Annotated in this window: 21 protein-coding genes; 12 read left to right on the top strand and 9 right to left on the bottom strand. The window is 52.2% G+C overall.

Annotation, left to right across the window (positions count from 1 at the left end):
• Positions 1-855: an L-ribulose-5-phosphate 3-epimerase UlaE gene (gene ulaE, locus ACE15A_RS03190; RefSeq protein WP_053507680.1), complete on the top strand. Its 855-nt coding sequence runs from the start codon at positions 1-3 to the stop codon at positions 853-855.
• Positions 855-1,541 carry an L-ribulose-5-phosphate 4-epimerase gene (locus ACE15A_RS03195; RefSeq protein ID WP_053507679.1) on the top strand — a complete coding sequence of 229 codons (687 nt, stop codon included), beginning with the start codon at positions 855-857 and terminating at the stop codon, positions 1,539-1,541. The genes ulaE and ACE15A_RS03195 overlap by 1 nt, the downstream gene beginning before the upstream one ends.
• A gap of 129 nt (positions 1,542-1,670) precedes the next feature.
• Here the strand turns inward: ACE15A_RS03195 and yjfY are convergent, their stop codons facing one another.
• The gene (yjfY, locus tag ACE15A_RS03200; protein WP_053507678.1) at positions 1,671-1,946 is read right to left on the bottom strand and encodes a DUF1471 family protein YjfY; all 276 of its coding nucleotides are present in this window, start codon (positions 1,944-1,946) and stop codon (positions 1,671-1,673) included.
• 490 nt (positions 1,947-2,436) lie between these two features.
• On the opposite strand from yjfY, the gene rpsF reads away from it, so the two are divergent.
• The 5 genes from rpsF (at position 2,437) to ACE15A_RS03225 (ending at position 4,951) form a co-directional block, all read left to right on the top strand.
• Positions 2,437-2,832: a 30S ribosomal protein S6 gene (rpsF, locus tag ACE15A_RS03205; protein WP_001216673.1), complete on the top strand. Its 396-nt coding sequence runs from the start codon at positions 2,437-2,439 to the stop codon at positions 2,830-2,832.
• 6 nt (positions 2,833-2,838) lie between these two features.
• Positions 2,839-3,153 (top strand): primosomal replication protein N, encoded by a 315-nt coding sequence (gene priB / locus ACE15A_RS03210; protein ID WP_012134407.1) that lies wholly within the window; start codon positions 2,839-2,841, stop codon positions 3,151-3,153.
• A gap of 4 nt (positions 3,154-3,157) precedes the next feature.
• A complete protein-coding gene (gene rpsR, locus ACE15A_RS03215; protein WP_000135199.1) occupies positions 3,158-3,385 on the top strand; it encodes a 30S ribosomal protein S18 in 228 nt (75 codons plus the stop codon).
• 41 nt (positions 3,386-3,426) lie between these two features.
• Positions 3,427-3,876 carry a 50S ribosomal protein L9 gene (rplI, locus tag ACE15A_RS03220; protein WP_001196065.1) on the top strand — a complete coding sequence of 150 codons (450 nt, stop codon included), beginning with the start codon at positions 3,427-3,429 and terminating at the stop codon, positions 3,874-3,876.
• A 148-nt stretch (positions 3,877-4,024) separates the two neighbouring features.
• On the top strand, positions 4,025-4,951 hold the full coding sequence (locus tag ACE15A_RS03225; protein WP_023248660.1) for a DMT family transporter: 927 nt from the start codon (positions 4,025-4,027) through the stop codon (positions 4,949-4,951).
• A 49-nt stretch (positions 4,952-5,000) separates the two neighbouring features.
• Here ACE15A_RS03225 and ACE15A_RS03230 read toward each other — a convergent pair whose 3' ends face one another.
• On the bottom strand, positions 5,001-5,636 hold the full coding sequence (locus tag ACE15A_RS03230; protein ID WP_023248659.1) for a LysM-like peptidoglycan-binding domain-containing protein: 636 nt from the start codon (positions 5,634-5,636) through the stop codon (positions 5,001-5,003).
• Between the two features lie 220 nt (positions 5,637-5,856).
• On the opposite strand from ACE15A_RS03230, the gene fklB reads away from it, so the two are divergent.
• Positions 5,857-6,477: an FKBP-type peptidyl-prolyl cis-trans isomerase gene (fklB, locus tag ACE15A_RS03235; protein WP_023248658.1), complete on the top strand. Its 621-nt coding sequence runs from the start codon at positions 5,857-5,859 to the stop codon at positions 6,475-6,477.
• A gap of 294 nt (positions 6,478-6,771) precedes the next feature.
• On the top strand, positions 6,772-8,181 hold the full coding sequence (cycA, locus tag ACE15A_RS03240; protein ID WP_129382359.1) for a D-serine/D-alanine/glycine transporter: 1,410 nt from the start codon (positions 6,772-6,774) through the stop codon (positions 8,179-8,181).
• Between the two features lie 116 nt (positions 8,182-8,297).
• On the opposite strand, the gene ytfE is transcribed toward cycA, so the two are convergent.
• The 3 genes from ytfE to ACE15A_RS03255 form a co-directional block, all read right to left on the bottom strand.
• A complete protein-coding gene (gene ytfE / locus ACE15A_RS03245; protein WP_053507677.1) occupies positions 8,298-8,960 on the bottom strand; it encodes an iron-sulfur cluster repair protein YtfE in 663 nt (220 codons plus the stop codon).
• A 102-nt stretch (positions 8,961-9,062) separates the two neighbouring features.
• Positions 9,063-10,028: a DMT family transporter gene (locus ACE15A_RS03250; RefSeq protein ID WP_023248655.1), complete on the bottom strand. Its 966-nt coding sequence runs from the start codon at positions 10,026-10,028 to the stop codon at positions 9,063-9,065.
• An 80-nt stretch (positions 10,029-10,108) separates the two neighbouring features.
• Entirely contained in the window at positions 10,109-10,957 is an 849-nt protein-coding gene (locus ACE15A_RS03255; protein WP_023248654.1) for an SDR family oxidoreductase, read from the bottom strand.
• An 87-nt stretch (positions 10,958-11,044) separates the two neighbouring features.
• Here ACE15A_RS03255 and ACE15A_RS03260 point away from each other — a divergent pair, with 87 nt between their 5' ends.
• Entirely contained in the window at positions 11,045-11,431 is a 387-nt protein-coding gene (locus tag ACE15A_RS03260) for a helix-turn-helix domain-containing protein (protein WP_023248653.1), read from the top strand.
• A gap of 57 nt (positions 11,432-11,488) precedes the next feature.
• On the opposite strand, the gene ACE15A_RS03265 is transcribed toward ACE15A_RS03260, so the two are convergent.
• The gene (locus ACE15A_RS03265; RefSeq protein ID WP_023248652.1) at positions 11,489-13,432 is read right to left on the bottom strand and encodes a bifunctional 2',3'-cyclic-nucleotide 2'-phosphodiesterase/3'-nucleotidase; all 1,944 of its coding nucleotides are present in this window, start codon (positions 13,430-13,432) and stop codon (positions 11,489-11,491) included.
• Positions 13,433-13,700: 268 nt separating this feature from the next.
• On the opposite strand from ACE15A_RS03265, the gene cysQ reads away from it, so the two are divergent.
• Positions 13,701-14,441 (top strand): 3'(2'),5'-bisphosphate nucleotidase CysQ, encoded by a 741-nt coding sequence (cysQ, locus tag ACE15A_RS03270; RefSeq protein WP_000893398.1) that lies wholly within the window; start codon positions 13,701-13,703, stop codon positions 14,439-14,441.
• On the opposite strand, the gene ACE15A_RS03275 is transcribed toward cysQ, so the two are convergent.
• Positions 14,431-14,988, bottom strand: coding sequence for a YtfJ family protein (locus ACE15A_RS03275; protein WP_053507676.1), 558 nt, complete (start codon positions 14,986-14,988; stop codon positions 14,431-14,433). The two genes, cysQ and ACE15A_RS03275, sit on opposite strands and share 11 nt — an antisense overlap.
• 325 nt (positions 14,989-15,313) lie before the next feature.
• On the opposite strand from ACE15A_RS03275, the gene ACE15A_RS03280 reads away from it, so the two are divergent.
• A complete protein-coding gene (locus tag ACE15A_RS03280) occupies positions 15,314-15,520 on the top strand; it encodes a DUF1107 domain-containing protein (protein WP_023248650.1) in 207 nt (68 codons plus the stop codon).
• A gap of 84 nt (positions 15,521-15,604) precedes the next feature.
• Here the strand turns inward: ACE15A_RS03280 and ACE15A_RS03285 are convergent, their stop codons facing one another.
• Together ACE15A_RS03285 and msrA are read right to left on the bottom strand one after the other, a co-directional pair.
• Positions 15,605-16,948 carry a hemolysin family protein gene (locus ACE15A_RS03285; protein WP_023248649.1) on the bottom strand — a complete coding sequence of 448 codons (1,344 nt, stop codon included), beginning with the start codon at positions 16,946-16,948 and terminating at the stop codon, positions 15,605-15,607.
• A 182-nt stretch (positions 16,949-17,130) separates the two neighbouring features.
• Positions 17,131-17,769, bottom strand: coding sequence for a peptide-methionine (S)-S-oxide reductase MsrA (gene msrA / locus ACE15A_RS03290; protein WP_053507675.1), 639 nt, complete (start codon positions 17,767-17,769; stop codon positions 17,131-17,133).
• Between the last annotated feature and the right edge of the window lie 133 nt (positions 17,770-17,902).

Consider the following 17,902-nt stretch of genomic DNA (forward strand, 5'->3'; position numbering starts at 1 on the left):
ATGCTGTCGAAACAAATTCCGCTCGGCATCTATGAAAAAGCGCTCCCTGCCGGGGAGTGCTGGCTGGCGCGCCTGCGGTTGGCGAAAACGCTGGGTTTTGACTTCGTCGAAATGTCGGTGGATGAGACCGACGCCCGGCTGGCGCGGCTCGACTGGAGTCGCGAGCAGCGTCTGGCGCTGGTAAATGCGGTTGCTGAAACCGGCGTGCGCGTACCGTCCATGTGCCTGAGCGCGCATCGTCGTTTTCCGCTCGGTAGCGAAGATGACGCGGTGCGGGCGCAGGGGCTGGAGATTATGCGTAAAGCAATTCAGTTTGCGCAGGACGTCGGGATTCGCGTCATTCAACTGGCGGGGTACGACGTTTACTATCAGCAGGCCAATGACGAAACGCGCCGTCGCTTCCGCGATGGATTAAAAGAGAGCGTTGATATGGCCAGCCGCGCCCAGGTCACGCTGGCGATGGAGATCATGGATTACCCGCTGATGAATTCCATCAGTAAAGCATTGGGTTACGCTCATTATCTGAATAACCCCTGGTTCCAGCTTTATCCGGATATCGGCAATTTGTCGGCATGGGATAACGATGTACAGATGGAACTGCAGGCCGGAATAGGCCATATCGTCGCGGTACACGTCAAAGATACTAAACCCGGCGTGTTCAAGAATGTGCCGTTTGGCGAAGGCGTTGTCGATTTCGAACGCTGTTTTGCAACGCTCAGGCAGAGTGGGTATTGCGGGCCATACCTGATTGAGATGTGGAGCGAAACGGCAGACGATCCGGCGCTTGAAGTCGCGAAAGCGCGCGACTGGGTGAAAGCGCGCATGGCCAGCGCCGGCCTGGTGGAGGCAGCTTAATGCAAAAACTCAAGCAGCAGGTATTTGACGCTAACATGGATTTGCCCCGTTACGGACTGGTGACGTTTACCTGGGGCAACGTCAGCGCTATTGATCGCGAACGCGGGCTGGTGGCGATTAAGCCAAGCGGTGTCGCCTATGAAACCATGAAAGTAGATGACATGGTGGTGGTGAATATGGATGGCAAAGTGGTGGAAGGGCGTTATCGTCCTTCTTCCGATACCGCTACCCATCTGGCGTTGTATCAACGTTATCCATCGCTTGGCGGCGTCGTTCATACCCATTCAACCCATGCCACGGCATGGGCGCAGGCAGGGAAGGCGATTCCAGCGCTGGGCACGACCCATGCTGACTACTTCTTTGGCGATATTCCTTGTACCCGGGCGTTAAGCGAAGAGGAAGTGCAGGGCGAATATGAGCTAAACACCGGCAAGGTGATTATCGAAACGCTGGGTGACGTGGAACCGCTGCACTCGCCAGGTATTGTGGTGTATCAACACGGACCGTTCGCCTGGGGGAAAGATGCGCATGATGCGGTACATAACGCAGTAGTCATGGAGGAAGTTGCGCGAATGGCGTGGATTGCCCGCGGTATTAACCCTGGCCTCAACCCCATTGACGATTATCTGATGAATAAGCACTTCATGCGTAAGCATGGCCCGGATGCGTATTACGGGCAAAAGTGAAATGTGTGCTCCGTAATGTGAATATTATCGGGATGTCACAGGTCTAATTCCGGAGCCATCTTTCAGAGAAAAAAGCCCCCTGTTCAGGGGGCAAATCAAACTATGGCTTTTTTGTTGGTTTTCCTGATGCTAGCGATAAATATCCGCGCTGGCGTGTATATTGCCGTTGCTACCCGGTTCCCGGATAAGTATGACGTGATAATAGATTGCGTTTCGTGCCTCAGCCTCTTCATTCAGCGCCAGATTGGCTTCACTTTCCGTGGCGAAGTTATGGTTGATGTAGATCACGCCTAAGCTGTGCACATCATCCATATTTTTGGCCAGGCGATTATTTATTCTGGTAGCTGCTGTTGCTGTTATGCTAAGCAAGAGCGCAGCCAGAAATAGCATTATCCAGGCTCGCATGGTGTACCTCCTCAACAGCGCGGTCTGGTTGGCGCTATCTCCCGTCAGTGAATCGCTTCTGGTTTAATTTTAACCATAACCCGCCGCAGAGATGGCGACCTTTTCTGATGATGTTGTTCAAAAAATTATCGCATTGTCGTTTTTTGCCTGATTAACAACTCGTTGACGTATGCCGCGATGTTTAAGAAAACCTGTATGGCAAATCAGTGCGCTTACCACATCGTCAATTTCTCGGCCGGAACAGGCTGTTTATAGTGGAGTGCGATATAAAGTTAACTTTATGATAATAAGGGAAAAGCATAGGTATCAAAATGCGACGGGATAGGTATTGTGTCCGGCACGATAAATAATCGTACAATCACCTTGAGTTTGCCCGCAGGCGCCAGTATTATAATGCGTCATTTTTCAGCCGACCTTTAACACGTTCCTTGCCTCCATGGGCCGCGGCTGACCCAGACAGGAGGCTGAATAATCCGTAAGGAGCAATTCGATGCGTCATTACGAAATCGTTTTTATGGTCCATCCTGACCAGAGCGAACAGGTTCCGGGCATGATCGAGCGTTACTCTGCCGCCATCACTGGCGCAGAAGGCAAGATCCACCGTCTGGAAGACTGGGGCCGCCGTCAGCTGGCTTACCCGATCAACAAACTGCACAAAGCGCACTATGTTCTGATGAACGTTGAAGCGCCGCAGGAAGTGATCGATGAGCTGGAAACTACCTTCCGCTTCAACGATGCCGTTATCCGCAGCATGGTTATGCGTACTAAGCACGCTGTTACCGAAGCATCTCCGATGGTTAAAGCGAAAGACGAGCGCCGTGAGCGTCGCGATGATTTCGCTAACGAAACCGCAGATGATGCTGAAGCTGGGGATTCTGAAGAGTAATTTCTGATGACCAACCGTCTGGCGTTGTCCGGCACCGTGTGCAGGATGCCCCTTCGTAAGGTCAGTCCATCAGGAATTCCGCATTGCCAGTTCGTGCTTGAGCATCGTTCTGTGCAAGAGGAAGCCGGTTTTCACCGGCAGGCGTGGTGCCAAATGCCCGTTATTGTTAGCGGACACGAAAACCAGGCCATTACTCACAGTATAACGGTCGGCAGTCGCATAACCGTTCAGGGGTTTATCTCTTGCCACAAGGCAAAGAACGGTCTGAGCAAAATGGTTCTGCATGCCGAGCAGATTGAATTGATAGATTCTGGAGACTAGCCATATGGCACGTTATTTCCGTCGTCGCAAGTTCTGCCGTTTCACCGCGGAAGGCGTTCAAGAGATCGACTATAAAGATATCGCTACGCTGAAAAACTACATCACCGAAAGCGGTAAGATTGTCCCAAGCCGTATCACCGGTACCCGTGCAAAATACCAGCGTCAGCTGGCTCGCGCTATCAAACGCGCTCGCTACCTGTCTCTGCTGCCGTACACTGATCGCCATCAGTAATCGGTCACGGTCCATTAATACGACTTTGAGAGGATAAGGTAATGCAAGTTATTCTGCTTGATAAAGTAGCAAACCTGGGTAGCCTGGGTGATCAGGTTAACGTTAAAGCGGGCTATGCTCGTAACTTCCTGGTACCACAGGGTAAAGCTGTTCCGGCTACCAAGAAAAACGTTGAATACTTCGAAGCACGTCGCGCTGAACTGGAAGCTAAACTGGCTGACGTTCTGGCTGCTGCAAATGCACGCGCAGAGAAAATCAACGCCCTGGAAACCGTTACTATCGCGTCTAAAGCAGGCGACGAAGGTAAACTGTTCGGTTCCATCGGTACTCGCGACATCGCTGACGCTGTTACTGCGGCTGGCGTTGACGTGGCTAAGAGCGAAGTTCGTCTGCCGAACGGCGTTCTGCGTACCACTGGTGAACACGAAGTGAACTTCCAGGTTCACAGCGAAGTATTCGCTAAAGTTATCATCAACGTGGTTGCTGAGTAATCAGTCATTCTCGTTTTTGCTAGCAACGAAACGTCGGCCCAGCGCCGGCGTTTTGCTTTTTTTACCCTATCGTTTTTCGACTGGCTATCTCCCCCTCTTTTCGCGATAATCAAAAAATAAAACATTATTTTAATTTCTTGGTGACAGAATGGATACCCAACGCCAGGCCTCTCCGTTTGCCCGCAAAAACGTCGTTTATTTGTGTGCCGCATTTTGTTGCCTGCTGTGGGGCAGCGCCTATCCGGCCATCAAAAGCGGTTATGACCTCTTTCAGATAGCCACCGACGATATCCCTTCTAAAATTGTTTTTGCTGGTTATCGTTTTTTGTTTGCGGGTGGGTTGCTGCTACTGTTCGCGCTGCTTCAGCGTAAACCGATTGGTCGGTTTCGCCCGCGCCAGTTTGGTCAGTTGACGTTACTGGGGCTGACCCAGACGTCGCTGCAATATCTCTTTTTCTATATCGGCCTCGCGTTCACCACTGGCGTGAAAGGCTCAATCATGAACGCCACGGGCACATTCTTCAGCGTATTGCTGGCGCACTTTATTTATCAGAACGACCGACTGAGCTACAACAAAACGCTCGGCTGTATTCTGGGCTTTGCGGGCGTCATGGCGGTGAACGTCAGTAGCGGTCTGGATTTCAGCTTTAATCTGCCGGGGGAGGGCTCCGTAGTACTGGCGGCGTTTATTCTTTCTGCGGCCACGTTGTATGGTAAACGTCTCTCGCAGACGGTCGATCCGATGGTCATGACTGGCTATCAATTGGGGATTGGCGGTCTGGTACTGGTCATTGGCGGTTACGTTTTTGGCGGTACGCTGACGATACATGGCTTCTCGTCGGTGGCGATTTTGGGCTACCTGACGCTGCTCTCGTCGGTCGCTTTTGCGCTATGGAGCATTTTACTCAAATATAATCGCGTGGGGATGATTGCGCCGTTTAACTTTCTGATCCCGGTTTCCGGCGCGGTACTCTCGGCTGTTTTTCTCGGCGAGAATATTCTGGAGTGGAAATACATGGTTGCGCTGGTGCTGGTATGTTCAGGGATCTGGTGGGTAAATCAGGTGAAGCGGTAATGCTTCACCTGAACGAATGCGGTGTAGGTGGGGTAAGGCGCAGCCGGCGTTACTGTGCGCGAATAAAACTGCCGTCAGGCTGACGCGTAAACAGCACCTGCTGACCATTATCGCCATCTATCGTTAAACCTGTCACCACGCCGCTGGCATTCTGGCGAATTTTAATCATTTGACCATTTTTGAGATTACTCAGCGGTTTGCCAGCGCCTTCTACCTGCGCCATTGCATAAACGTCTGTCGGGGGCAGTCCGTGATCGCGGAACAGTTGCGCCAGAGTTTTACCCGGTTCCACCCGGTACGAGCGCCACTGTTGACCGATGCCGCTATCCTGCTGGAAAGGCTGAGTTTGCGCTTGGCCTGGTTCTTCCGGTTGGCCTTCCTGGATAGGTTCAGGCGCAACGGGCGCCACCTGATCCGGATCGTTTTGCGGTGCGACCAGTTGCGCCTGAATCTGCGCTTCGTCAGGCGCCCGGGAGGGCGATTGCAGATCCAATTGCGCTTCCCGCGTGACGACAGGCGCGTCGCTGGTCTCGCTGGCGGGCAGCAGGAAACCAATCACCAGCACGATAGCGGCAATGATAATGCCACGACGATGCATCGGCGGCAGTGGCTCCATGAGGCGAAAATTATCCGGCGCGTGCCAGATTTTCGCCAGGGTTGGTTTTAGTTCAAAGCGCCCGGGCATGGTTTACCTCCTGCTCCGCATCTCGTTCCTTAATCATAGAGTATAGATGGCTAACGCTATGATACTGGTAGTGCTATCCGCTTTCGTGACGTCAATACGGATAATCTATTGTTTCTTTTTCCCTGCGATTTGTCATCCTCCCTGAGACAAAGTTTTACCAGAAGAAGCGTGGCTGTTATGCTGCCCGCTACTTTTTTTGATATCCGATGAAGGAAAAATAATGGCCACCCCGAATTTTGACACTATCGAAGCGCAAGCGAGCTACGGCATTGGTTTGCAGGTAGGGCAGCAGCTCAGCGAATCCGGTCTTGAAGGACTGTTGCCTGAAGCGCTGGTTGCAGGCATTGCTGATGCGCTGGAAGGTAAACAGCCGGCGGTTCCTGTTGATGTGGTGCATCGTGCGCTGCGTGAAATTCATGAACGTGCGGACGCGGTGCGTCGTGAGCGTTTTAAAGCGATGGCGGCCGAGGGCGTGAAATATCTGGAAGAAAACCGCGAAAAAGACGGTGTGAACAGTACTGAATCCGGTTTGCAGTTCCGCGTTCTGACGCAAGGCGAAGGTGCGATTCCAGCGCGTACCGACCGCGTACGAGTGCATTATACTGGTAAGCTTATTGATGGCACCGTATTTGACAGCTCCGTCGCACGCGGCGAACCGGCTGAATTTCCGGTAAATGGCGTGATCGCCGGCTGGATTGAAGCGCTGACTCTGATGCCAGTAGGTTCCAAATGGGAGCTGACTATACCACAGGAGCTAGCCTATGGTGAGCGTGGGGCCGGGGCATCTATTCCGCCATTCAGTACCCTGGTGTTTGAGGTAGAGTTGCTGGAAATCCTGTAAGCGCCGTGGATTTGCCGGATAAGGCGAAGCCGCCATCCGGCAATCCTTGAATTCAGTAGATGTCGATATTTTATTTTGCAAATGGAATCGCTACGTGTATTTTTGTGAGATAATTCGCATTATCAAAGTGATATAACACTCACTTTAAACATAAAATTAACATTATATTTAAATCTTAGTATTCATCCCGCCGATTCTTACCTAATATCGATGAGTCCTGATAACAGGATCGTCGTATCATAGACCAAAGGCCGTAGAGCCCGCACAACACAGACAGGTACAGGAAGAAAAAACATGGTAGATCAGGTAAAAGTCGCAGCCGACGAACAGGCTCCGGCTGAACAGTCGCTACGGCGCAATCTTACAAACCGTCATATACAGCTTATCGCCATCGGCGGCGCTATTGGTACCGGTCTGTTTATGGGATCGGGTAAAACGATCAGTCTCGCCGGACCGTCGATCATTTTTGTGTATATGATCATCGGTTTTATGCTTTTCTTCGTGATGCGCGCCATGGGGGAGTTGCTGCTCTCGAATCTGGAATACAAATCGTTTAGTGATTTTGCTTCCGACCTGCTTGGTCCCTGGGCGGGATATTTCACCGGCTGGACGTACTGGTTTTGCTGGGTAGTGACCGGTATGGCTGACGTGGTGGCGATTACCGCCTACGCGCAGTTCTGGTTCCCTGGCCTTTCCGATTGGGTGGCCTCGCTGGTGATAGTGATCCTGCTGCTAAGCCTCAACCTCGCCACCGTTAAAATGTTTGGTGAAATGGAATTTTGGTTTGCTATGGTCAAAATCGTCGCCATCGTGGCGTTGATTGTGGTCGGGCTGGTCATGATTGCGATGCACTTTAAATCGCCAATCGGCGTTGAAGCGTCTTTCGCGCATCTGTGGAATGACGGCGGCTGGTTCCCGAAAGGTATTAGCGGGTTCTTTGCCGGTTTCCAGATTGCGGTGTTCGCCTTCGTAGGGATTGAACTGGTCGGCACCACCGCCGCAGAAACCAAAGATCCGGAAAAATCGCTGCCGCGCGCGATTAACTCGATACCGATCCGTATCATTATGTTCTACGTCTTTGCGCTGATTGTTATTATGTCGGTGACGCCGTGGAGTTCCGTAGTGCCGGATAAGAGCCCGTTTGTTGAGCTGTTTGTGCTGGTGGGCCTGCCTGCTGCCGCGAGCGTGATCAACTTTGTCGTGTTGACCTCGGCGGCGTCTTCCGCCAACAGCGGCGTCTTCTCGACCAGTCGTATGCTGTTTGGTCTGGCGCAAGAAGGCGTGGCGCCAAAAGCATTCGCTAAACTGTCAAAACGCGCAGTACCGGCGAAAGGACTAACCTTCTCGTGTATCTGCCTGCTGGGCGGCGTGGTTATGCTGATGGTCAACCCGAGCGTGATTGGCGCATTCACCATGATCACTACGGTTTCGGCCATTCTGTTTATGTTTGTCTGGACCATCATTCTGTGTTCATACCTGGTGTACCGCAAACAGCGTCCTCACCTGCATGAAAAATCCATCTATAAGATGCCGCTCGGTAAGCTGATGTGCTGGGTCTGCATGGCGTTCTTTGCGTTCGTGCTGGTATTGCTGACGCTGGAAGACGATACGCGTCAGGCGCTGATCGTGACGCCGCTGTGGTTTATTGCGTTGGGTCTGGGCTGGCTGTTGATAGGTAAGAAACGGATGGCGGGAATGCGTTAATTGTTTTGCCCGGTGGCGCTGGCGCTTACCGGGCTTACGGTGTAGCGTTGATTTGTAGGCCGGATAAGGCGTAGTTCACTGCCGCCATCTGGTAAAATGCCCGGTGGCGCTGGCGATTATTCCCCGGCCAGCGCGCGTGGGAACAGCACGTTATTCTCCAGACTGATGTGCTCCATCAGATCATCAATCATCTCATTAATGCCGTTATACATCGCTTTCCAGGTGGTGCAGGCTTCTTGCGGCGGTGTTACATTTTGGGTGACGTGTTTGATGACGTCCACCAGCTCTCCCGCTTCGTCATGCTCGCTTTCCATTACGCTTATCGGGCCCGTTGCCTGGCGACCCATACCCTGTTTGATCATTGGGAACAGGATCTGTTCTTCTTTCATCATATGGCTGGAAAGCTCTTCATGCAGCGCGGTGAGATATTTTGTCAGGCCGCGCGGGACGTTTGGCTTATCCGCGTGAACGCGTTCCACTTTGGTTGCCTGCAGGATAAGCTCCGGCAGTTGTTCGCGATGTCGGTCATGATAACGCACAACGATATGGTCAATAATGTCCGTCAGCGGAACGGCGCGCCAGTCTTTTTCGATGGGCTGTTCAGCCAACTGCGCGAGTTGCGCTTCAATGATGTCAATATCGACGTCGTGACGCGCGGCGGCGCGCGCCAGCGTCTGTTTTCCGCCGCAGCAGTAATCCATATCGTACTGGCGAAACAGCGCCGATGCGCGGGGAATAGAGAGCGCCAGTTCGCCTAAGGGTTGATCGCGATAAGCCATAGCCATTACCTCATTTGCAATAGTATAAGTTGTATTTTAAATACATCTTTAGGGCGAGGCTATAACTCTTTCGGGGTGCGTATAATTTAATCCAGCATGAGACTAGCGTTCCGTGACCGGAACGACGGTCGCTTTTTCCGGTTTCGCTCTCACGGCGATGACCACGCCCGCCACCAGGAGCGCAATGCCGCTTAACGTCAGGAATGGCGGAATTTCCTGGCGTAGAATGAAGGTATAGAGCAGTCCCGCCAGCGTCTCAAAAACAATCAGCGGCCCTAAAATAACGGTTGGCAATTTTTGGCTGGCGATATTCCAGCACAGCGCTCCCACCCAGGAACATAGCACCGCGATGGCGATCATCAGGCCGATAAACAGCGCGGGATGTGGGCCAAAGGGCAGGGCAAACGTCGGTTTCTGGATACTCAGCCACAGACAAACCGCCGCATAGCCGATTAACGAGACTGGCAGCGTGACCAGCGCCTGCGCCGTTGCCCACATCATGGGATGTTTGTCGGGATTTTCCCGCAGCCAGCGGGCGTTGCGCAGCGCATACCATGCCCAGCACGCTACAGAAATCAGCGCCAGCACAATACCTGAACCATAGCGCCAGCCGCTAACATCGGATAATCCTTGACTAAGTTCAGCAATATTGACGCACAGCAGGCCAAAACCGATAAGCGCCAGCGCGGGCGCTAAGCGCAGCCAGGATAATCTGCCGTCCCGTTGGCTATAGAGAACGTTAGCGAAAACCGGAATGACGACCGGTAGCGTCCCGATGATCATCGTCGAAACTGGCGCGCCGGTTCGCTGAATGGCGCTGGCGAGGCAGGTGTAATAGATCAGGTTGCCCATCAGAGTCAGTGACAGGGCGGTGGACCAGTCTTTGCGCGTCAACTGGCGTAACCGCGTGCGGCCTAACCAGGCAACCGGCAGGGCAATCAGCCCCAGCGCCAGATAGCGTCCCATTGACTGTAAGAGGGCCGGGTAATCCGGCACGATTAACGGGCCGACGAAAATCAATCCCCACATTAGCCCTGCCAGCAGGGCGTATAGCACGCCGCTAATCATCAGATTCTCCTCATAAACCGTTCCGTCATTATCAGAGAAGGTCTATGAGGATGCTACATAAATTAACTAAATTTTAACACTTACAATACGGAGCGAAGGCTTTCTGTGAGCATCGTCGTCGGGCGACCAATGAGTTTACGCAACGTATGGCTGTTATCAAACAGGCCGCCTTTCGCTGCGCCAACGTCAGAATTAGCCAACATATCCGCCAGTCCGTCAGGCAGGCCTGCGCCTTTCAGCGCGGCGGCAAAATCGACTTCGCTCAGGTTCTGGTAGACGATTTTTTTTCCGCTCTGATGAGTAAGTTCATCCACCAACTGGCTTAATGTCCAGGCGTCATCACCTGCCAGCTCGTAAACATTCCCGGCGTGACCCTCTTCACTGATGACGCGCGCGGCGGCGGCGGCATAGTCAGCGCGCATTGCGGAGGCGATTTTCCCTTCTCCCGCCGCGCCAATAAAGACGCCATGCTTCAGCGCGGCAGGGACGCTCGCCAGATAGTTTTCCGTATACCAGCCGTTACGTAATAGCGTGTGAGGAATACCTGACTCAGCCAGCATCTTTTCAGTTTCAATATGTTCATCAGCGAGCGCCAGTGGCGATTTATCCGCATGTAGCAGGCTAGTATAGGCGATGAATTTCACCTTCGCGGTAATGGCGGCCTGAATGACGTTGCGATGCTGCGCGGTGCGTTGTCCTACTTCGCTGGATGAAATGAGCAGCAGTTTATCAACGCCCTGTAACGCGGTGGTCAGTGCAGCTTCGTTAGCGTAATCCGCCAGGCGAACGGCGATCCCGCGCTGACTGAGCGGGGCGGCTTTTTTCGGGTTACGGACAATCGCGACGAGGTGACTGGCGGGCGTCGTTTTTAGCAGGTTTTCAATAACGTGTTGGCCCAGTTGGCCCGTTGCGCCGGTGATAGCAATCATGGTGAACTCCTCAGTATTGGTCTTGTGTTTTATTACGCTACCACCTAAACTTACTTTTAGTAAGTACGTACAAAAAGGTAAGTATCAATGCATGCTCATTCTCTTTCCCGGCAGTTGCGTGAAGGCAATCTCTTTGCTGAACAGTGCCCGTCCCGCGAGGTGTTAAAACATGTCACCAGTCGCTGGGGCGTGCTGATCCTGGTGGCGTTACGCGACGGTACACACCGTTTTAGCGACCTGCGCCGCAAGATGGGAGGCGTGAGTGAAAAGATGCTGGCGCAGTCGTTACAGGCGCTTGAACAGGACGGATTTCTCAACCGGGTGTCATATCCCGTTGTTCCGCCGCATGTGGAGTACAGCCTGACGCCGCTTGGCGAGCAGGTGAGCGATAAAGTCGCCGCGCTGGCGGACTGGGTAGAACTGAATTTGTCGCAGGTATTGGCGCAGCGGGAGCGTATATCAGATGGCGGCTAGCGCTTTATTCGGCCTGCCAGTCAGGCCGAATAAACGCGGCGCCATACGGTACTAACGTTACTTGCTCAAATCCACCTGATAAATGGCAAAACCGATATCATCGACAGCAACCTTATTCATCGGATACTGCCCTTTCTCTTTAATGAAGGCAGCGGCTTTATCGCCTGGCGATGTTTCAAAGCGGATATCCAGCGTCGTATCGCTGTGGATTGGTGCCAGACGCCAGTTATTATCCGCCGCCGGATGGATTTCGCCTGCGCGTTTTGACTCTGCGCCAATCCATGCCGCCAGCACGGCGCGATTTTCATCCGGAGACGCAAAGGCGATATGGCTGTCGCCAGTGCCGGCAAACTTGCCGCCGTAAGCGCGATAGTTATTCGTGGCGACCAGGAACGTAGCGCTCGGGTCGACAGGCTTACCGTTAAAGGTCAGGTTTTTAATACGCTCCGCCTGCGGATTCACCATCTGGCATTCGCCATCATAGCGGGCGGGCTGTGACACATCGATTTGATAATTCACGCCGTCAATGACATCGAAATTATAGGTGCGAAAGCCATCCCAATTGATCAATGATTGCGGTTTGTTGCTGTGAATATCAATCTGATTAAACTGTCCGGCAGAACATTCCAGCCACTCTTTTACCTCCTTGCCGCTGGCTTTCACCACCACCAGCGTATTCGGATAGAGATAAAGATCGGCGGCGTTACGGAAGGTCAACTGGCCTTTTTCCACTTCGACAAAGCTGGCGGGATCGTTCTTACGCCCCCCGACTTTAAACGGCGCGGCGGCGGAAAGCACCGGCAGTTTCGCCAGATCCGGATCGCCCTGAATAAAGTGTTCCACATACGCTTTTTGCGCGTTATTCACCACCTGTACGGTAGGATCGTCCTGCACCAGAGCAAGATAGCTGTACATGTTATCGGCGGATTTACCAATGGGCTTGCTAACAAACTCGCGGGTGGCATCGTGGTCGGCTTTCAGAATACCGACCAGCTTACTGTCTTCCGCCGCCAGCGACTTTTTAGCGGCGGCGTCGTAAATGGGCCGCGCTTCCGCTTTCGCCTGCGTAACCTGCCATTTGCCGCTGTCGTTATTGAGCACCAAATCGACCACTCCCAGATGGTCGCCCCACATGCCAGGCATCACCGCAGGAATGCCGTTAAGCGTACCTTTGGCGATATCCGCGCCTTTGATGTCGGCAAAATCTTTACCGGGGAAGACGGCGTGGGCGTGGCCAAACATAATAGCGTCGACGCCGGGAACTTCACTGAGGTAATAAACCGAGTTTTCCGCCATGCTGTGGTACGGATCGGCAGAAAGGCCAGAGTGAGCAATTACTACCACTATATCAGCACCTTTCTCGCGCATTTCGGGCACATATTTCCTGGCGGTTTCCGTGATGTCATTTACGGTGACTTTTCCGCTCAGATTCGCTTTATCCCAGATCATGATTTGCGGCGGCACAAAGCCGATATAGCCGATTTTCACGGTTTGCGGGTTGCCGTCTTTATCAATAACGTTCGTCTCTTTAATCAGATAAGGCGTAAAGAGCGGCTTTTGGGTTTTAACGTCGATAATATTGGCGTTAACGTAAGGGAATTTCGCGCCGGCCAGCGCGTTATGCAGATAGTCCAGACCATAATTAAACTCATGGTTGCCGAGGTTTCCAACCGCGTAATCCAGAGTATTGAGCGCTTTATAGACCGGGTGAATATCGCCTTCTTTGAGTCCTTTTGCCGCCATATAATCGCCCAGAGGGCTCCCCTGAATCAGGTCGCCGTTATCCACCAGCACACTATTTTTGACTTCATTTCGGGCGGCATTAATCAAACTTGCGGTACGTACCAATCCGAATTTTTCGGTTGCGGTATCCTTGTAATAATCGAAATCCATCATGTTGCTATGTAAATCAGTAGTTTCCATGATCCGGAGATCGACGGTGGCCGCATTCACGCTGGCAGCGATCAGCGTAGCCAGAAGCGTTGCACTAAACTTAATCATCAGAGGCACCTTTTAAGAACGCAATACAAAAGCCGGATAGTGAAAAATAGCGATGACAAACAGTGAAACCCGATAATCGCTCTGACCGTCGCCAGGAGAAGGCGAAACCGTCCCATCTGGCCGATTTTTTGCGATTGTTCACAGAATGGTGAATCATGCCATGAAAGGTATTATCAAAACCGCAGACGGTATCACAGTTGGCGGAACCCTTAACGATCGGGTATAAGTAAAACAACGAGTTAACGCCCCTGCCATAAAGAGGTGGAGAATGTTAGAACAAGTATGCCAGCTTGCACGGAACGCGGGCGATGCCATTATGCAGGTTTATGATGGAGCCAAACCGATGGAGTACGCCCGTAAGCAGGACGATTCTCCAGTCACTGCGGCGGATATCGCCGCACATACCGTGATTCTCGAAGGGTTACGTACGCTCACGCCGGATATTCCTGTGCTTTCAGAAGAAGATCCGCCCGCCTGGGAAGTGCGCCAGCACTGGCAGCGTTACTGGCTGGTCGATCCGCTCGACGGCACCAAAGAATTCATCAAGCGTAATGGAGAATTTACGGTCAATATTGCGCTGATTGAGCAGGGCAAGCCGGTGTTGGGCGTTGTCTATGCGCCGGTGCTGAAAGTGATGTACTACGCGGCGGAGGGTAAGGCCTGGAAAGAGGAGTGCGGGGTGCGTAAGCAGATTCAGGTCCGGGATGCCCGCCCGCCGCTGGTAGTGATTAGCCGTTCGCATACGGATGATGAACTCACCGAATATCTCCAACAGCTTGGCGAACATCAGACAACCTCTATTGGTTCCTCGCTGAAATTCTGTCTGGTGGCGGAAGGCCAGGCGCAGCTTTACCCCAGATTTGGGCCGACCAGCGTCTGGGACACTGCCGCAGGCCATGCTATTGCCGTTGCAGCCGGGGCGCACGTTCACGACTGGCAGGGAAAAACGCTGGACTATACCCCTCGTGAATCGTTCCTTAACCCCGGCTTCCGGGTGACTATTTATTGAGGAGCTTATGCAGCAGGTCGACCACCTGTTGTACCTCTTGTTGGGTTAACGCGCCATCTTTCACCCATTGAACCCGCCCGTCTTTGTCAAGCACGATGACGGCGGACCCCTCTTCTTTTAATTGCCAGGCGTTGCGCGCCACGCCATTGCTGTCGACAATAAATTGCGACCACGGATAGAGCTTTTTATTACTTTCTATACTGCTACGCACGAACATACCGGAGCCTGGGATCGCATCATCGGTATTCACAATTGTGGTCGTCTGGTATCTGTCGTGCGGAAGCCTGGCGGCTTTAATCGCTTCAATCAGCGTGGCGTTTTTCTCCTTCGCTGACGTTCGTCCGGCAATATGTAGCAGGACGCGCACTTTTCCCGCCAGTTGCGCGCTATTCCAGTTTTTATAGCTAAACTCATCTTTATTCAACATCAGTTCGCCACGATCGGCAATGCCTACCGGCGGCACCCGTTGGTTAGCTTCAAGGTTATGCGCGGAAGCCATTATAGGGAGTAGCAGGCACGACATTGCCAGAATTTTACGTAGGGTCATGGTCATTCCTTCTTTATTTTTTGCAGGTGATCCGACCACTTTGGGCCGACAGTTAATCATATGTGCGATTGATGCTTTTTCCCGCAAAGGGGATGCCAGTTTGCGGGTGGGCGCACACTTCCTGTGAAAAATGAAGGCATATACTGACAAAAATGAGCTGATGTTTAGATAATTCTGAATAACTGTAATCAAAAGGTAAATATACTTATGCACACTGGAAACGACGTAGATATGGTCTATAGTCATATGGCATTAAAATTTGCGCCTTAAAACTGTTGGGCCGATTGTGGCACCGCAAGGGCGTAATACTCAGCAGGAGACAACAATGAAAATTTTCCAACGCTACAACCCGCTACAGGTGGCGAAGTACGTGAAGATCCTGTTCCGTGGACGGTTATATATCAAGGATGTTGGCGCTTTTGAGTTCGATAAGGGTAAGATTCTTATCCCAAAAGTGAGAGACAAGCAGCATTTTTCTGTGATGTCTGAAGTTAACCGTCAGGTTATGCGTCTGCAAACTGAGATGGCGTAACCAAAAGTGCTATGCAGTAGGTTAAAAAAGTAAAAAAAAACGGCTCCTGGATCAGGAGCCGTTAATGTTTCTGGTAAACGGATTTCAGGCCGCGCCGTCTTCTTTGCCTTTCGCATCTGGCAATTTCGGTGCCGGAACGTTGGTTTTACTGTCGAGACGCGTGACCAGCAACTGATCGATGCGGTAGTTGTCGATATCCACCACTTCAAATTTGTAGCCAGCCAGCTTCACCGAATCGGTACGTTTCGGGATCTTACGCAGCATAAACATCATAAAGCCGCCGATGGTTTCATAGTTGCCGGATTGCGGAAACTCATCGATATCCAGCACGCGCATGACGTCGTCAATCGGCGTGCCGCCGTCAACCAGCCAGGAATTCTCATCGCGCGCCACAATTTGTTCTTCCAGTCCCTGGCCGACCAGATCGCCCATCAGCGTAGTCATCACATCGTTCAGCGTGATAATACCGACGACCAGCGCGTATTCATTCATAATGACCGCGAAATCTTCGCCTGCCGTTTTGAAACTTTCCAGCGCCTCGGAAAGGGTCAGCGTATCCGGCACAATCAAGGTATTGCGAATTTGCACGCCGCTATTCAGCGCCATACTTTGGTTCGCCAGCACGCGATTCAGCAGATCTTTGGAGTCTACATAGCCGATGATGTGGTCGATATCTTCATTACATACTAAAAATTTTGAGTGCGGATGTTCGGCGACCTTTTTCTTCAGGCTTTGTTCGTCTTCGTGCAGATCAAACCAGATGATACTTTCGCGCGACGTCATAGAAGACGGTACGGTGCGGGATTCAAGTTCAAACACGTTTTCAATCAGTTCGTGCTCTTGCTTGCGCAAAACGCCCGCCAGCGCGCCGGCTTCCACCACCGCGTAAATATCATCAGAAGTGATGTCGTCTTTCCGCACCATTGGAATTTTGAACAGGCGGAAGATGTTGTTTGCCATGCCGTTAAACAGCCACACCAGCGGGCGAAAAACGAACAGGCAGAAGCGCATCGGGTTGATGATACGCAAAGCCACAGCTTCTGGCGCAATCATACCGATGCGTTTCGGGGTTAAATCCGCGAACAGGATAAACAGCCCCGTCACCAGCGAGAAAGAGAGAATAAAGCTCAGCTGCTCGGAGAGTTCTGGCGACATATAGTGCGAGAAAAGGGCGGAAAAGGCGGGCGAAAATGCCGCATCGCCGACGATACCGCCAAGAATAGCGACGGCGTTCAGGCCAATTTGCACAACGGTGAAAAACATGCCGGGATTTTCCTGCATTTTCAATACGCGTTGTGCGTTGATACTGCCTTCATCAGCCAATAACTTGAGTTTAATCTTACGTGATGCGGCAAGCGAGATCTCGGAGATGGAGAAGAACGCACTTACAGCGATCAGGCAGAATATAATGAATATACTGTTTAACATATCTTATCCGGCGAAACGCCAGATCCTCGGAAGGGAAGTTTATAAATCCGTGTGGTAACGTTTAATGAAAACCGGCTCGTAGCAGTGAGCCGGTAAGTTCAGGGCTAGTATAGCGTAAGCTACTGTAAAGTCGCCAGAGGGTTCATTTTCAACGCCGACAAGCGCCCCCTACGCCAGCGCCGTCACGCGTCAGGCGGCAGGCAAACGCCGAGCCCGCCAATCCCGCAGTAACCGTACGGATTTTTGTGCAGATACTGTTGGTGTTCATCTTCGGCGTAGTAAAACGGCGTCGCATGGGCGATTTCCGTGGTAATTGGGCGATCGTCTCCGGCGGTGGTCATTGCCGACTGGAAGCGCTCGCGACTGGCGTGAGCGGCGGTACTCTGTTCCGGTGTTAAGGGATAAATCGCAGAACGGTATTGCGTACCGTGATCGTTGCCTTGTTGCATCCCCTGCGCCGGATCGTGATTTTCCCAGAAGACCTGTAAAAGTTGCTCATAACTGATAACGGCAGGATCGTACACTACCCGTACCGCTTCGGCATGACCGGTCTGTCCGGAGCAGACTTCCCGGTAGGTTGGATTAGGCGTGTAACCGCCCGCATACCCTGCCGCGGTGCTATATACGCCGGGCAATTGCCAGAATAAACGTTCTACGCCCCAGAAACAGCCCATAGCGAAGTAGGCGATCTCCATCCCGGCAGGAACATTGGTCATAGAGTGTTCATTTACCGCATGCAGAGTGGCGATCGGCATCGGGGTATTGCGTCCTGGTAACGCATCTGCTTGAGTAACAAGATGTTTTTTATCAAATAAACTCATGAGCCATTCTCCCGAAAGCGTTAATTGGCGTTAAGGTTGTAACGAGACGCATCTTTGCACACAATAACAACATTAATGTATCTGGATTTAACCATAAGAAATATTTGGGCTGTCGTCTGCTTTTCAATCGCGA

Origin of the sequence: Salmonella sp. HY31 (assembly GCF_042604575.1) — a bacterium.
Taxonomy (GTDB): Bacteria; Pseudomonadota; Gammaproteobacteria; order Enterobacterales; family Enterobacteriaceae; genus Salmonella; species Salmonella diarizonae.

Coding starts and splice junctions, on each gene's coding strand:
- ACE15A_RS03195 (WP_053507679.1), top strand. CDS start 855: ATGCAAAAACTCAAGCAGCAGGTATTTGACGCTAACATGGATTTGCCC.
- rpsR (WP_000135199.1), top strand. CDS start 3,158: ATGGCACGTTATTTCCGTCGTCGCAAGTTCTGCCGTTTCACCGCGGAA.
- ACE15A_RS03255 (WP_023248654.1), bottom strand. CDS start 10,957: ATGATTGCTATCACCGGCGCAACGGGCCAACTGGGCCAACACGTTATT.
- ACE15A_RS03225 (WP_023248660.1), top strand. CDS start 4,025: ATGGATACCCAACGCCAGGCCTCTCCGTTTGCCCGCAAAAACGTCGTT.
- ACE15A_RS03280 (WP_023248650.1), top strand. CDS start 15,314: ATGAAAATTTTCCAACGCTACAACCCGCTACAGGTGGCGAAGTACGTG.
- cysQ (WP_000893398.1), top strand. CDS start 13,701: ATGTTAGAACAAGTATGCCAGCTTGCACGGAACGCGGGCGATGCCATT.
- ACE15A_RS03265 (WP_023248652.1), bottom strand. CDS start 13,432: ATGATTAAGTTTAGTGCAACGCTTCTGGCTACGCTGATCGCTGCCAGC.
- rpsF (WP_001216673.1), top strand. CDS start 2,437: ATGCGTCATTACGAAATCGTTTTTATGGTCCATCCTGACCAGAGCGAA.
- ulaE (WP_053507680.1), top strand. CDS start 1: ATGCTGTCGAAACAAATTCCGCTCGGCATCTATGAAAAAGCGCTCCCT.
- fklB (WP_023248658.1), top strand. CDS start 5,857: ATGGCCACCCCGAATTTTGACACTATCGAAGCGCAAGCGAGCTACGGC.
- msrA (WP_053507675.1), bottom strand. CDS start 17,769: ATGAGTTTATTTGATAAAAAACATCTTGTTACTCAAGCAGATGCGTTA.
- ACE15A_RS03250 (WP_023248655.1), bottom strand. CDS start 10,028: ATGATTAGCGGCGTGCTATACGCCCTGCTGGCAGGGCTAATGTGGGGA.
- ACE15A_RS03260 (WP_023248653.1), top strand. CDS start 11,045: ATGCATGCTCATTCTCTTTCCCGGCAGTTGCGTGAAGGCAATCTCTTT.
- ACE15A_RS03230 (WP_023248659.1), bottom strand. CDS start 5,636: ATGCCCGGGCGCTTTGAACTAAAACCAACCCTGGCGAAAATCTGGCAC.
- cycA (WP_129382359.1), top strand. CDS start 6,772: ATGGTAGATCAGGTAAAAGTCGCAGCCGACGAACAGGCTCCGGCTGAA.
- ytfE (WP_053507677.1), bottom strand. CDS start 8,960: ATGGCTTATCGCGATCAACCCTTAGGCGAACTGGCGCTCTCTATTCCC.
- ACE15A_RS03285 (WP_023248649.1), bottom strand. CDS start 16,948: ATGTTAAACAGTATATTCATTATATTCTGCCTGATCGCTGTAAGTGCG.
- rplI (WP_001196065.1), top strand. CDS start 3,427: ATGCAAGTTATTCTGCTTGATAAAGTAGCAAACCTGGGTAGCCTGGGT.
- ACE15A_RS03275 (WP_053507676.1), bottom strand. CDS start 14,988: ATGACCCTACGTAAAATTCTGGCAATGTCGTGCCTGCTACTCCCTATA.
- priB (WP_012134407.1), top strand. CDS start 2,839: ATGACCAACCGTCTGGCGTTGTCCGGCACCGTGTGCAGGATGCCCCTT.
- yjfY (WP_053507678.1), bottom strand. CDS start 1,946: ATGCGAGCCTGGATAATGCTATTTCTGGCTGCGCTCTTGCTTAGCATA.